This window comes from Shewanella aegiceratis (assembly GCF_019457495.1).
GTDB classification, from domain to species: Bacteria; Pseudomonadota; Gammaproteobacteria; order Enterobacterales; family Shewanellaceae; genus Shewanella; species Shewanella loihica.
In genome coordinates, this window is record NZ_CP080416.1 from 340,244 (window position 1) to 355,567 (window position 15,324).

At 56.4% G+C, this 15,324-nt stretch carries 5 protein-coding genes; all 5 read right to left on the bottom strand.

Annotated elements, in window-relative coordinates; translation table 11 throughout:
• Positions 1–119: 119 nt before the first annotated feature.
• On the bottom strand, positions 120–10,895 hold the full coding sequence (locus K0H80_RS01580; protein ID WP_220072855.1) for a retention module-containing protein: 10,776 nt from the start codon (positions 10,893–10,895) through the stop codon (positions 120–122).
• A 291-nt stretch (positions 10,896–11,186) separates the two neighbouring features.
• Positions 11,187–12,353, bottom strand: a complete 1,167-nt coding sequence (locus K0H80_RS01585; RefSeq protein WP_220072856.1) for a heme biosynthesis HemY N-terminal domain-containing protein — start codon at positions 12,351–12,353, stop codon at positions 11,187–11,189.
• Positions 12,350–13,492, bottom strand: coding sequence for a uroporphyrinogen-III C-methyltransferase (locus K0H80_RS01590; RefSeq protein ID WP_220072857.1), 1,143 nt, complete (start codon positions 13,490–13,492; stop codon positions 12,350–12,352). Before K0H80_RS01590 ends, K0H80_RS01585 begins: the two co-directional genes overlap by 4 nt.
• A 55-nt stretch (positions 13,493–13,547) precedes the next feature.
• Positions 13,548–14,279 carry a uroporphyrinogen-III synthase gene (locus tag K0H80_RS01595; protein WP_220072858.1) on the bottom strand — a complete coding sequence of 244 codons (732 nt, stop codon included), beginning with the start codon at positions 14,277–14,279 and terminating at the stop codon, positions 13,548–13,550.
• Positions 14,280–14,281: 2 nt separating this feature from the next.
• Positions 14,282–15,211, bottom strand: a complete 930-nt coding sequence (gene hemC, locus K0H80_RS01600) for a hydroxymethylbilane synthase (protein ID WP_144200113.1) — start codon at positions 15,209–15,211, stop codon at positions 14,282–14,284.
• Positions 15,212–15,324 lie beyond the last annotated feature (113 nt).

The following is a 15,324-nucleotide window of genomic DNA, read 5'->3' on the forward strand; positions in this document are numbered from 1 at the left end:
AAATAATGCTAAAGCTAAGGCATACTCTCAGTTTGTAATGCTTAAGATTGACAAATAAAAAGGCCAAACCACTAATTGTTAGGGCTTGGCCTTACAGGGTGTCGCGATAATGTCAGCTGTTATGGAATTGTATCAATTACCAAATTTTCGTTACCGAGTAGGTTGTTGATGATCTGAGCATCACTTAAGGTGTTGTTATTGGTTAAGTCAACATTGTTCAATACTATAGTGAGATCCACCACTCCATCATGGTTGGCATCAACAGAGATCTCAGTGTTACCACCACTGAAATTGAACGCTAAGTATTGATCTAAAGCATATACACCACTCTCTTCATCAACCAATATGGCAGACAAATCTAGCTTATCCATACTGATATCGAAGTTGAGCACAGTATCTATGCTGTTGTCATCGGACCCAACATCCCAAACAAAGGTATCTATATCGCTATCTATACCTGCATTTATGGTGTCGCTGCCCGCACCACCAATGAGTATATCGGCGCCTATGCCGCCATCGATAGTGTCGTTTCCTAGGCCTCCTAAGATGATGTCATTACCACTTCCGCCTTCGATCAGATCGTCACCAGAGCCACCGATGAGTTGATCGTCGCCTTCCAATCCGAATATGGAGTCGTTACCTTCTCGACCATAAATTTCGTCATCAAGGTTTGCCCCAGTTAATGAGTCTCCTTCTGTAGTACCGAAAATGAGGTTATCTACATTATCAGTTCCTGTGACCGTAACTGCGGTATCAGGGAGCAATTCATGGGTAAAGGTTGCCTGAACAAAGCGTGCCTGATAAGAGCCGCCATCATTATCCAAGTAAGTAATGGTCCAAACATCACCTGGATCGACAGGATTGGCACCGAGATAATCGGCCAGGGTGATGCTATTGTCAGATTCCATTAGAATGTTTGTATAAGATATGTGAGCACTCATCAAACCGGAATTAGCGTCATAAAACCAATCCGTTACGCCATTTGCTGCCGCTATCACAATAAAGGTGATACCGTTAATGGTCAGCCTTACAGATACTTCTTCCTCCCTTTCAATGCCAGTCTGTCCACCAATCTCGCCGTTAGGAATTGGGATGTCGAAAGGTGATTTTTGGAAATCGGTAAATAGGTCTAAAGCACCGCTGCTTGGATCTAAGTTAATGGCGCTGGCAAATGCACTGCTGACAGTCAGATAAGCATCTTGGTCATTACCTGACGTCAATGGTGATGAGCCATCACCGATTAGTACGGTATTTCCGCCCAGGCTATTTGCTGGAACCGTATGTATGACAAAGTTGCCATCGACGCTGTCGGAACCTGAGTTGACCGTGAAGGTTAGATTGATATCCAGTTGATCTTCAATGCCTGCATTATCTCCTGGGACATACACCAGGCTACCTAGCTCTGAAGCAGAAAGCACGACTGGATTATCGAAGTCATACAGGGTTAATACGCCCGTATCGTCATCGACGTACCAGATCTCACCTATGTCGGCTGTTTCGTCGGGATCAACGAAGGATAGACTTAATCCAGTAATGGTAATGACATCGTTATAGTCCTGATCCGTTGGCACATCGATACCAAGCGGATAACCATCTAGATAAGGTATGGCTATTTCTGCAAGTGAGGCGGGTACCCAGATCTCTTTAGCAAACTCACCCTCAATCGGATCATTATTACCATTAATGGTGATAGTGACCGTTTGGGTATCGTAAGCCCCATGCTTGTCTGTCACTGTGACATCGAAGCTAAGAGTAATGGTTTCATTGGCTGCTAGGAACTGCACTAGTGAGTTGAGAATTGAGTAATCCCAATGATCTTGATAAACGCTAAATCCGTCGATGAGCGCTTGAATTTGATCGGCGCTCAGGACGTCTGTTATATCGCCTCCACTCCACATTAAGCTGTTAGCGACATAACTAGCAGACAGATCATGGCCTACATATTCTGGTAAATACTCATCGTCTACATCTGTAAAACTTAACGTTCCTGTATCGGTCAACATTGGGTCTGAGTCATCTTCGGTGACCAAGCCACTTGTCTTATCAATCGTAAGCACCGGAATATCGTTGGTACCGGTAACGGTGACCGTGACCAGCTGGGTGCTGTAGGCACCGTGCTCGTCGGTGACGGTGACCAGGAAGGTCTCCTCATGGGTTTCGCCTTGGGCGAGGGCATTGACCAGGGCGTTATCGGCCAGGGTGTAGCTCCACTCACCGGTGCTGGCGTTGATGCTGAAGGTACCGTAATCGCTGACCTGAGGCACACCGCTCCAGGTCCAGCTGGCGCCGTTGTCCACATCTGCTGCGGTTAAGGTGCCGCCGGTGACCAGGCTGCCAGGCTCAGGCACGTTACCACCATCCATGACGCCCGCTTCCAGTACGCTACCGGTGGCGGCTTCAATGTTCGAGGTGATGACCGGAATATCGTTGGTACCGGTAACGGTGACCGTGACCAGCTGGGTGCTGTAGGCACCGTGCTCGTCGGTGACGGTGACCAGGAAGGTCTCTTCATGGGTCTCGCCTTGGGCGAGGGCATTGACCAGGGCGTTATCGGCCAGGGTGTAGCTCCACTCCCCGGTGCTGGCGTTGATGCTGAAGGTACCGTAGTCGCTGACCTGAGGCACACCGCTCCAGGTCCAGCTGGCGCCGTTGTCCACATCTGCTGCGGTTAAGGTGCCGCCGGTGACCAGGCTGCCAGGCTCAGGCACGTTACCACCATCCATGACGCCCGCTTCCAGTACGCTACCGGTGGCGGCTTCAATGTTCGAGGTGATGACCGGAATATCGTTGGTACCGGTAACGGTGACCGTGACCAGCTGGGTGCTGTAGGCACCGTGCTCGTCGGTGACGGTGACCAGGAAGGTCTCCTCATGGGTTTCGCCTTGGGCGAGGGCATTGACCAGGGCGTTATCGGCCAGGGTGTAGCTCCACTCACCGGTGCTGGCGTTGATGCTGAAGGTACCGTAATCGCTGACCTGAGGCACACCGCTCCAGGTCCAGCTGGCGCCGTTGTCCACATCTGCTGCGGTTAAGGTGCCGCCGGTGACCAGGCTGCCAGGCTCAGGCACGTTACCACCATCCATGACGCCCGCTTCCAGTACGCTACCGGTGGCGGCTTCAATGTTCGAGGTGATGACCGGAATATCGTTGGTACCGGTAACGGTGACCGTGACCAGCTGGGTGCTGTAGGCACCGTGCTCGTCGGTGACGGTGACCAGGAAGGTCTCTTCATGGGTCTCGCCTTGGGCGAGGGCATTGACCAGGGCGTTATCGGCCAGGGTGTAGCTCCACTCCCCGGTGCTGGCGTTGATGCTGAAGGTACCGTAGTCGCTGACCTGAGGCACACCGCTCCAGGTCCAGCTGGCGCCGTTGTCCACATCTGCTGCGGTTAAGGTGCCGCCGGTGACCAGGCTGCCAGGCTCAGGCACGTTACCACCATCCATGACGCCCGCTTCCAGTACGCTACCGGTGGCGGCTTCAATGTTCGAGGTGATGACCGGAATATCGTTGGTACCGGTAACGGTGACCGTGACCAGCTGGGTGCTGTAGGCACCGTGCTCGTCGGTGACGGTGACCAGGAAGGTCTCCTCATGGGTTTCGCCTTGGGCGAGGGCATTGACCAGGGCGTTATCGGCCAGGGTGTAGCTCCACTCCCCGGTGCTGGCGTTGATGCTGAAGGTACCGTAGTCGCTGACCTGAGGCACACCGCTCCAGGTCCAGCTGGCGCCGTTGTCCACATCTGCTGCGGTTAAGGTGCCGCCGGTGACCAGGCTGCCAGGCTCAGGCACGTTACCACCATCCATGACGCCCGCTTCCAGTACGCTACCGGTGGCGGCTTCAATGTTCGAGGTGATGACCGGAATATCGTTGGTACCGGTAACGGTGACCGTGACCAGCTGGGTGCTGTAGGCACCGTGCTCGTCGGTGACGGTGACCAGGAAGGTCTCTTCATGGGTCTCGCCTTGGGCGAGGGCATTGACCAGGGCGTTATCGGCCAGGGTGTAGCTCCACTCCCCGGTGCTGGCGTTGATGCTGAAGGTACCGTAGTCGCTGACCTGAGGCACACCGCTCCAGGTCCAGCTGGCGCCGTTGTCCACATCTGCTGCGGTTAAGGTGCCGCCGGTGACCAGGCTGCCAGGCTCAGGCACGTTACCACCATCCATGACGCCGGCTTCCAGTACGCTACCGGTGGCGGCTTCAATGTTTGAGGTGATGACCGGAATATCGTTGGTACCGGTAACGGTGACCGTGACCAGCTGGGTGCTGTAGGCACCGTGCTCGTCGGTGACGGTGACCAGGAAGGTCTCCTCATGGGTCTCGCCTTGGGCGAGGGCATTGACCAGGGCGTTATCGGCCAGGGTGTAGCTCCACTCACCGGTGCTGGCGTTGATGCTGAAGGTACCGTAATCGCTGACCTGAGGCACACCGCTCCAGGTCCAGCTGGCGCCGTTGTCCACATCTGCTGCGGTTAAGGTGCCGCCGGTGACCAGGCTGCCAGGCTCAGGCACGTTACCACCATCCATGACGCCCGCTTCCAGTACGCTACCGGTGGCGGCTTCAATGTTCGAGGTGATGACCGGAATATCGTTGGTACCGGTAACGGTGACCGTGACCAGCTGGGTGCTGTAGGCACCGTGCTCGTCGGTGACGGTGACCAGGAAGGTCTCCTCATGGGTCTCGCCTTGGGCGAGGGCATCGACCAGGGCGTTATCGGCCAGGGTGTAGCTCCACTCACCGGTGCTGGCGTTGATGCTGAAGGTACCGTAGTCGCTGACCTGAGGCACACCGCTCCAGGTCCAGCTGGCGCCGTTGTCCACATCTGCTGCGGTTAAGGTGCCGCCGGTGACCAGGCTGCCAGGCTCAGGCACGTTACCACCATCCATGACGCCCGCTTCCAGTACGCTACCGGTGGCGGCTTCAATGTTCGAGGTGATGACCGGAATATCGTTGGTACCGGTAACGGTGACCGTGACCAGCTGGGTGCTGTAGGCACCGTGCTCGTCGGTGACGGTGACCAGGAAGGTCTCCTCATGGGTTTCGCCTTGGGCGAGGGCATTGACCAGGGCGTTATCGGCCAGGGTGTAGCTCCACTCACCGGTGCTGGCGTTGATGCTGAAGGTACCGTAATCGCTGACCTGAGGCACACCGCTCCAGGTCCAGCTGGCGCCGTTGTCCACATCTGCTGCGGTTAAGGTGCCGCCGGTGACCAGGCTGCCAGGCTCAGGCACGTTACCACCATCCATGACGCCCGCTTCCAGTACGCTACCGGTGGCGGCTTCAATGTTCGAGGTGATGACCGGAATATCGTTGGTACCGGTAACGGTGACCGTGACCAGCTGGGTGCTGTAGGCACCGTGCTCGTCGGTGACGGTGACCAGGAAGGTCTCCTCATGGGTCTCGCCTTGGGCGAGGGCATCGACCAGGGCGTTATCGGCCAGGGTGTAGCTCCACTCACCGGTGCTGGCGTTGATGCTGAAGGTACCGTAGTCGCTGACCTGAGGCACACCGCTCCAGGTCCAGCTGGCGCCGTTGTCCACATCTGCTGCGGTTAAGGTGCCGCCGGTGACCAGGCTGCCAGGCTCAGGCACGTTACCACCATCCATGACGCCCGCTTCCAGTACGCTACCGGTGGCGGCTTCAATGTTCGAGGTGATGACCGGAATATCGTTGGTACCGGTAACGGTGACCGTGACCAGCTGGGTGCTGTAGGCACCGTGCTCGTCGGTGACGGTGACCAGGAAGGTCTCTTCATGGGTCTCGCCTTGGGCGAGGGCATTGACCAGGGCGTTATCGGCCAGGGTGTAGCTCCACTCACCGGTGCTGGCGTTGATGCTGAAGGTACCGTAGTCGCTGACCTGAGGCACACCGCTCCAGGTCCAGCTGGCGCCGTTGTCCACATCTGCTGCGGTTAAGGTGCCGCCGGTGACCAGGCTGCCAGGCTCAGGCACGTTACCACCATCCATGACGCCCGCTTCCAGTACGCTACCGGTGGCGGCTTCAATGTTCGAGGTGATGACCGGAATATCGTTGGTACCGGTAACGGTGACCGTGACCAGCTGGGTGCTGTAGGCACCGTGCTCGTCGGTGACGGTGACCAGGAAGGTCTCTTCATGGGTCTCGCCTTGGGCGAGGGCATCGACCAGGGCGTTATCGGCCAGGGTGTAGCTCCACTCCCCGGTGCTGGCGTTGATGCTGAAGGTACCGTAGTCGCTGACCTGAGGCACACCGCTCCAGGTCCAGCTGGCGCCGTTGTCCACATCTGCTGCGGTTAAGGTGCCGCCGGTGACCAGGCTGCCAGGCTCAGGCACGTTACCACCATCCATGACGCCGGCTTCCAGTACGCTACCGGTGGCGGCTTCAATGTTCGAGGTGATGACCGGAATATCGTTGGTACCGGTAACGGTGACCGTGACCAGCTGGGTGCTGTAGGCACCGTGCTCGTCGGTGACGGTGACCAGGAAGGTCTCCTCATGGGTTTCGCCTTGGGCGAGGGCATTGACCAGGGCGTTATCGGCCAGGGTGTAGCTCCACTCACCGGTGCTGGCGTTGATGCTGAAGGTACCGTAATCGCTGACCTGAGGCACACCGCTCCAGGTCCAGCTGGCGCCGTTGTCCACATCTGCTGCGGTTAAGGTGCCGCCGGTGACCAGGCTGCCAGGCTCAGGCACGTTACCACCATCCATGACGCCCGCTTCCAGTACGCTACCGGTGGCGGCTTCAATGTTCGAGGTGATGACCGGAATATCGTTGGTACCGGTAACGGTGACCGTGACCAGCTGGGTGCTGTAGGCACCGTGCTCGTCGGTGACGGTGACCAGGAAGGTCTCCTCATGGGTCTCGCCTTGGGCGAGGGCATCGACCAGGGCGTTATCGGCCAGGGTGTAGCTCCACTCACCGGTGCTGGCGTTGATGCTGAAGGTACCGTAGTCGCTGACCTGAGGCACACCGCTCCAGGTCCAGCTGGCGCCGTTGTCCACATCTGCTGCGGTTAAGGTGCCGCCGGTGACCAGGCTGCCAGGCTCAGGCACGTTACCACCATCCATGACGCCCGCTTCCAGTACGCTACCGGTGGCGGCTTCAATGTTCGAGGTGATGACCGGAATATCGTTGGTACCGGTAACGGTGACCGTGACCAGCTGGGTGCTGTAGGCACCGTGCTCGTCGGTGACGGTGACCAGGAAGGTCTCTTCATGGGTCTCGCCTTGGGCGAGGGCATTGACCAGGGCGTTATCGGCCAGGGTGTAGCTCCACTCACCGGTGCTGGCGTTGATGCTGAAGGTACCGTAGTCGCTGACCTGAGGCACACCGCTCCAGGTCCAGCTGGCGCCGTTGTCCACATCTGCTGCGGTTAAGGTGCCGCCGGTGACCAGGCTGCCAGGCTCAGGCACGTTACCACCATCCATGACGCCCGCTTCCAGTACGCTACCGGTGGCGGCTTCAATGTTCGAGGTGATGACCGGAATATCGTTGGTACCGGTAACGGTGACCGTGACCAGCTGGGTGCTGTAGGCACCGTGCTCGTCGGTGACGGTGACCAGGAAGGTCTCTTCATGGGTCTCGCCTTGGGCGAGGGCATTGACCAGGGCGTTATCGGCCAGGGTGTAGCTCCACTCACCGGTGCTGGCGTTGATGCTGAAGGTACCGTAGTCGCTGACCTGAGGCACACCGCTCCAGGTCCAGCTGGCGCCGTTGTCCACATCTGCTGCGGTTAAGGTGCCGCCGGTGACCAGGCTGCCAGGCTCAGGCACGTTACCACCATCCATGACGCCCGCTTCCAGTACGCTACCGGTGGCGGCTTCAATGTTCGAGGTGATGACCGGAATATCGTTGGTACCGGTAACGGTGACCGTGACCAGCTGGGTGCTGTAGGCACCGTGCTCGTCGGTGACGGTGACCAGGAAGGTCTCCTCATGGGTTTCGCCTTGGGCGAGGGCATTGACCAGGGCGTTATCGGCCAGGGTGTAGCTCCACTCACCGGTGCTGGCGTTGATGCTGAAGGTACCGTAATCGCTGACCTGAGGCACACCGCTCCAGGTCCAGCTGGCGCCGTTGTCCACATCTGCTGCGGTTAAGGTGCCGCCGGTGACCAGGCTGCCAGGCTCAGGCACGTTACCACCATCCATGACGCCCGCTTCCAGTACGCTACCGGTGGCGGCTTCAATGTTCGAGGTGATGACCGGAATATCGTTGGTACCGGTAACGGTGACCGTGACCAGCTGGGTGCTGTAGGCACCGTGCTCGTCGGTGACGGTGACCAGGAAGGTCTCCTCATGGGTCTCGCCTTGGGCGAGGGCATCGACCAGGGCGTTATCGGCCAGGGTGTAGCTCCACTCACCGGTGCTGGCGTTGATGCTGAAGGTACCGTAGTCGCTGACCTGAGGCACACCGCTCCAGGTCCAGCTGGCGCCGTTGTCCACATCTGCTGCGGTTAAGGTGCCGCCGGTGACCAGGCTGCCAGGCTCAGGCACGTTACCACCATCCATGACGCCCGCTTCCAGTACGCTACCGGTGGCGGCTTCAATGTTCGAGGTGATGACCGGAATATCGTTGGTACCGGTAACGGTGACCGTGACCAGCTGGGTGCTGTAGGCACCGTGCTCGTCGGTGACGGTGACCAGGAAGGTCTCTTCATGGGTCTCGCCTTGGGCGAGGGCATTGACCAGGGCGTTATCGGCCAGGGTGTAGCTCCACTCACCGGTGCTGGCGTTGATGCTGAAGGTACCGTAGTCGCTGACCTGAGGCACACCGCTCCAGGTCCAGCTGGCGCCGTTGTCCACATCTGCTGCGGTTAAGGTGCCGCCGGTGACCAGGCTGCCAGGCTCAGGCACGTTACCACCATCCATGACGCCCGCTTCCAGTACGCTACCGGTGGCGGCTTCAATGTTCGAGGTGATGACCGGAATATCGTTGGTACCGGTAACGGTGACCGTGACCAGCTGGGTGCTGTAGGCACCGTGCTCGTCGGTGACGGTGACCAGGAAGGTCTCTTCATGGGTCTCGCCTTGGGCGAGGGCATTGACCAGGGCGTTATCGGCCAGGGTGTAGCTCCACTCACCGGTGCTGGCGTTGATGCTGAAGGTACCGTAGTCGCTGACCTGAGGCACACCGCTCCAGGTCCAGCTGGCGCCGTTGTCCACATCTGCTGCGGTTAAGGTGCCGCCGGTGACCAGGCTGCCAGGCTCAGGCACGTTACCACCATCCATGACGCCCGCTTCCAGTACGCTACCGGTGGCGGCTTCAATGTTCGAGGTGATGACCGGAATATCGTTGGTACCGGTAACGGTGACCGTGACCAGCTGGGTGCTGTAGGCACCGTGCTCGTCGGTGACGGTGACCAGGAAGGTCTCCTCATGGGTTTCGCCTTGGGCGAGGGCATTGACCAGGGCGTTATCGGCCAGGGTGTAGCTCCACTCCCCGGTGCTGGCGTTGATGCTGAAGGTACCGTAGTCGCTGACCTGAGGCACACCGCTCCAGGTCCAGCTGGCGCCGTTGTCCACATCTGCTGCGGTTAAGGTGCCGCCGGTGACCAGGCTGCCAGGCTCAGGCACGTTACCACCATCCATGACGCCGGCTTCCAGTACGCTACCGGTGGCGGCTTCAATGTTCGAGGTGATGATGGGAGTGTCATTAGTACCTGTAATGGTAATGGTTAGCGGGACGAGTACTGAGTCGCCATCGCTATCGGTTAGCAGGTAGTTAAAGGTTTCGGTTATCTGCTGGCCTAGTGCGAGTGATTGTACAGCGCTGGATCCATTGTTGAGTTGATAGTTATAGCTACCATCGGCAAACAGGGTGAGTACCCCGAACTGACCTTGGATGCTATTGGTTTCACCAAGGCTAATTGAGGTGCCTTGGCTGTTAGTGACAGCGGTAACCTCTGCTGAGTCTGCACCTTGTATGTCGTTGCCGAGTACGTTGCCTGTTGCCACTATAGCCGTATCTTCTGTGACGGCGTTGCTGTCGGCGAACCCTTCTGGCTGATCGTCGATAATATTGACGGTAATGGTACCTGTGGCGATATCGCCTTGGTTATCGACCAACTCTATATTGAACAGGAACTGCAGCTGATCGCCAGCGCTGTGATCGGCTGAGCTATTGAAAGCGTAGTCGTAGGTAAATTGTCCCGACGCGCTGTCAAAGCCGGTGATGGTGAGGACACCATTGGGCGTGTTGATTACTATGGGGCCAGCAAATTGGCCGCCACTAATGATATTGATGCCGTTAATGGTCAGGCTGCTAATACCTGCATCTGCAGCTGTTTGAATGCTGTTGGCAAAATTGGTGAGTAGTGCAGAAGGTGAACTACCCTGGGCCAGGTTGGCCTCAAATAGCGAGAAGGTCGCAGAGGAGACAGTGGGCGCACTGGGTTGAAGCTCGGGAATGATCACCTCTTCAACCGTGGTATCTGGCGTCAGTGGGAAGCCTGCTGTGTCCCAACCAGCATCGGCGAGTGTCTCATCACCGGTTCGGCCGACGGAGACGAAGTAAGCGTCCCCCTGGTTGGTCGGCGTGCCGGCTCCGGCAGCGGTTTCAGGCAGTCCTTGGGTAGGATCTTCACCGGCCAATATCTGCGCCTGCAGCGCGGCGATTTCAGGATCCAGGGCTACTGGCGTGTCGGTTTGCGGCGCGGCGTCGCTCTGTTGTCCCTGACTGGTGTCCTGGCTCACGGTTGTATCTTGATTAAGCGTGTCTTGCATCAAGTTGGCTTGGGTCGTTGATGAGCCATCTTCATATTCAAGATTAAACTTAGCATTGGGTGAAAATATAAGTTGCTCCCCGGCATGGATCAGGTCGCCTATTTTTACCTCTCTGATATTTCCTTGTTCATCTTTAACCTTGAGTTCGCCTACAAGGTTAACAACTACTGCATCCTGTGTTGTGATTGAAGCACCCATAATCATGTCTCGCTCTACTAAAGAGTAAAATCAAGAGCAAAAGAGTTCTGTTTTGCGCTTGCTATTGGTATATCCACGTGGTTTAGCTCTTTAAGTGTGGTTGGCATTGGATAGCTGTCAAATAGCGGTAATTAAGGGAAAAATAGGGTGAAATAGTGTGTTTTTATAAAAATACAACTAATTAATTGTTTTAATGCGGGTTATATGTAAGGAAGCTGGTTGGGGGCATTTTTATAAATAAAAAACCACCAGTAAAGGTGGTTTCTTAGTTGAAAACAGTATAAAAAAGCGTCAAAAAATTGCCGCTTTTCGGTAATTCTGCAGTGCCTGGTTCTGTTCACCCAAGTGTTCGCAGGCCTCGGCAAGCGCCAGCCAGCGCTGTTTGGTGGGGGATTGCTGGCAGACTTTAGCCCACCACTTTTGAGACTCTCTGAACTCCTTGCTTTGATCGTACAGCGCGGCGATACAGGCCTGGTATTCGGTTTGCTCGCCGAGTTTCTTTTCAAGTTCAAAAAGTTGCTTTCTCGCGTCGAGATCCGCTGGCGTCAGCACCTGGGGCAGGGCGTCGAAGATCGCCTGCGTGGGCTGCTGTTTCGCCTGTTTCATCAACAGCTTTATCGCCTCGTCTCTGCGCTCAAATTTGGCGAGGCCCAGGGCATATTGTGCAATAAACTCGGTTTGCTTACGTTCTGCGCGGGAAAGCCAGTGCCAGGCTTTTTCCAATGCCTGTTCGTTCTGCCCCGCAGCTTGCTTTAGCAGCTCCAGGTTAACCTCGGCGTTAAGTTCTTGATGCTCGGTTTCGTCTATGATGCCGCGCTTCTTAACGATGGGAAGCAGCAGTTTGAGGGCCGACCAATCTTGCTGGGTGCGATAGAGATCGAGTGCCAAGCCCAATACCGGTGGCTTGCTTTTGCTGGTCGGGTTGAGCTCGTCCAGCAGGGCGCGTGCCCGGGTGAGTTCGCCTTGTTGAAGCAGGTATCTTACTCGAGTCGTGAGTACCGCCTTGTAGGCCGCAGGATCTTTGGCCGCCTCGTTGAGGTAATGGTCACGGGCGTCATGATCGTTTCTGTGCTGGGCGGCGCGGGCGGCGGCCAGCAGGTTCAACGCCGGGATCTCGCCCTTATCGGCGCCGCGGGCCATCGCCTTTTCGGCGGTCGACCAATCTTCTTCGGCCAGGGCTAAGGCGCCTGTGAGAGTATGTTTTCTGGCTGCCTTACGACGCCACTTTTCCGGTAGCAGGCGGCTGTTTAGGACCAAGTTTATGGTCCAGACGACCAGCATCTCCAACAATACCAGCCCCACGTAGAACATGACGGCGGCAAAAATGGCAAATACCAGACTGGTTTCCAGTTCATAGTCGCCAATAGCGATATAGATATAGCCTTTTAGCCAGGAGAGATAGGGGCTGGCGATTAGGCCTATGATGACGATTACCAGGTAGATCAAGGCTCTTATCATAGCGATGTCTCCCGATCCTTAATCAGACTGCCGTTGGTCACCAGCTGCTGTAGCAGTGGCGTGGCGGCAAATTGCTCTATGGTGGGCGACTGAATTTCCAGGGTGGCCAGGGCATCCAGTGCGGCCAGGGTCTGCTCGGTCTTGTTATCGTCGAGATCGAAATACTGGAAGATCCATTTTCTGGCCAGCGTCACCGACTGACGGTAATTCACCTGATCCTGTCGGAACAGCGCCAGTTGTGCCTGCAGGAGCTTGTTGCGAATGTTTTCAACAAGATACCACTGTTGATCGGGCGCCAGTAGCGGCGCTGGGTCTGTGGTGCGTTTGCGTATGATGACAAACTCTTCGATGAGTGCCTGCCAAGACTTGGCCAGATTACTCTGCCAGTCGTCGATAGATTCGGTGACTTGCAGCGAGTCGTCTTTGGCGTTGATCTTGGACTCGCTACGATTGACCTTGAGTTTAGGCAGACGCTCTATGATGGTATCCAGGCTGAGTACAGTGCCGGCGACGTCGGTACTCTTGATGGCGGCGACATCGTTCATGTCTCGGGCCAAGGCCTTACGGATCGGTGTCAGCGACGGATCTTTCATGGTTTCGATGCGATCGTCCGCGGCCTCCAGCAGGCTAAGTGCCGTCTGGGGATCTTTCTCTAGCCACAGCTTATTGCCCGCCATTCTGACCAGGTATTTGGCTTCCTCGGCCATCCAATGGTTGGGGTTGCGCTGTGCCAACTTGTTAACCTGATCCTGCACCTCACCCTGCTTGCTTTGTAGCTGGGCAAGTTTTTGATCGAATTGATTTTCTGCTGTGCGTTGCTGCTGCTCTAGATGGGTAATGCGGGTGCGCGGATCGTCCAGCCCCTGTTGCAGCTGTTTAGCCAGCGCGGCCGTCTTTTCTTTCTGCTGGGTCAGCTCCTGATACAGGTAGAAGCCGCCGGTTGCCGTGGCAAACAGGAGTAATAGGATAAATACCAGATTAAAGAGAAATCCCCATGAAACCCCGCCGCCAGACTGAGCGGGCTTGGTCTCCTGGGATGCCGTCGATTTGGCCTGTGGCGTGTCGGTAAAGGTCGCATCGATAGACTCATCGTGCTCTGTGGTGGCGACCGCTTTACTCTCTTGGGTATTTTTGTCCATTTAGGCAGATCCTTGAAGACGAGGGCGACATCGGCGAGCAGCGGTGTAAGAAGGCTTAATCCTGTAAACCTAAGGCTGTGAGTACTGCGTCGCGGTTTGCTGCTTTTGCATTGGTGACCCGTGTAAAACCTGCCGCAATGGCTTGGTCATAGACACGTGCGCTGGGCACTATAATATGACATGCGTGCAGCCAAGCAAATAATTCTTTAGGTACAAGTGTAATTAGATTGGCCAGAATTTCACCACTGGTAATCACTATGGTGTCAATTGCTTGCTCTCGCCATTCATAGGGAATGTGGGGATCTAGCTGAGGGCAGGCGCGGCGATAGACCTCCCAGTAGTCGACTTTGGCGCCTCTATCTGCCAGTTCGCTGGCCAGAGTTTCCCGGCCGCCGACTCCCCGGACTATGGTGATCTGTTGTCCTGTGATGGCTTGTAGCTGAGCTAAAGTAAGCAGGCCTTCGGTTTGCTGGCAAGACTCGGGGGCCTCAAAGGCCACAATGCCTTTGTCCTTAAGGGCGCAATAGGTTGCCTGACCGACCGCAAAATATTGCTTATCCTTAGGCCAAGCTGACGCCAGGGCAATATCGGCATACTCTACCGCATTGGTGCTGATAAAGATGATGATATCAGACTGATAGAAAAGCTTTTTCTTGTGCTCATGGTCCGCGGCATCATTCGCGACCACCGCTAGCAGCGGCGCTATGGTGAAAGGCACGTCACGTTGTGACAGTGCCTCGGCCATAGACTGATTGCGCCCCTCAGGGCGCGTCAGGAGTAGCTTCATTTTTACTTGGCGTATACCGCATCTAAAATGGCTTTGGCGCCTTTAGATAGCAGCTCATCGGCCAGTGCAATACCTAGCTGCTCAGCATCTTGCTTAGCGCCACTTGTTGCGCCGCGGATCACCTGGCTACCGTCTGGGTTACCTACCAGGCCGCGCAGCGACAGGGTGTCGCCGTCGATTTCCGCATAGGCACCGATTGGCACCTGACAGCCACCTTCCAGGCGAGTGTTCATGGCGCGCTCGGCGATCACGCGGTAGCGGGTTTCGATATGCTCTAGCGGTGCAAGTAGCGCCTTGACGCGTTCATCGTCGGTGCGGCATTCGATACCCACGGCGCCTTGGCCGTTAGCGGGTAGCGAGTCTTCCGCCGAGATAAAGCTGGCGATACGGTCTTCGAGTTTGAGGCGTTTCAGGCCAGCGGCCGCCAGAATGATAGCGTCATAGTTGCCGGCATCTAGCTTGGCCAGGCGAGTGCCCACGTTGCCACGCAGATCGCGGATCTCAAGATCTGGGCGCGCCGCACGGATCTGGCATTGGCGTCTCAGGCTTGAGGTGCCGACAATGGCGCCCTGTGGTAACTCTTCGATGTTTTTATAGGTATTTGAGACGAAGGCATCGCGGGGATCTTCACGCTCGCAGATCACCTGCAGGCCCAGGCCTTCGGGGAAGTCGACCGGCACATCTTTCATCGAGTGCACGGCGATATCTGCCTTGCCTTCTAGCATGGCAACTTCCAACTCTTTAACGAACAAGCCTTTACCACCTACCTTTGCCAATGGCGTGTCCAGGATGACATCTCCCTTGGTGCTCATCGGCAGCAGTTCGACGACTAATCCCTCATGGGCTTTTTCTAGTTCGGCTTTAACAAATTCAGCTTGCCACATTGCCAGTGGACTTTTACGTGTAGCGATACGAATGACGTTTTGAGACATGCTCGATATTCCATCAGAGGCCATAGTTGCGCTAATGCTAACATTGCTAATTGCTAGATGTAAGAAATGGCTGTCGATTCTTTGAAGTTCACCCGCTTACGGTTTGTGCAGCT

Coding starts and splice junctions, on each gene's coding strand:
- hemC (WP_144200113.1), bottom strand. CDS start 15,211: ATGTCTCAAAACGTCATTCGTATCGCTACACGTAAAAGTCCACTGGCA.
- K0H80_RS01585 (WP_220072856.1), bottom strand. CDS start 12,353: ATGATAAGAGCCTTGATCTACCTGGTAATCGTCATCATAGGCCTAATC.
- K0H80_RS01595 (WP_220072858.1), bottom strand. CDS start 14,279: ATGAAGCTACTCCTGACGCGCCCTGAGGGGCGCAATCAGTCTATGGCC.
- K0H80_RS01580 (WP_220072855.1), bottom strand. CDS start 10,895: ATGGGTGCTTCAATCACAACACAGGATGCAGTAGTTGTTAACCTTGTA.
- K0H80_RS01590 (WP_220072857.1), bottom strand. CDS start 13,492: ATGGACAAAAATACCCAAGAGAGTAAAGCGGTCGCCACCACAGAGCAC.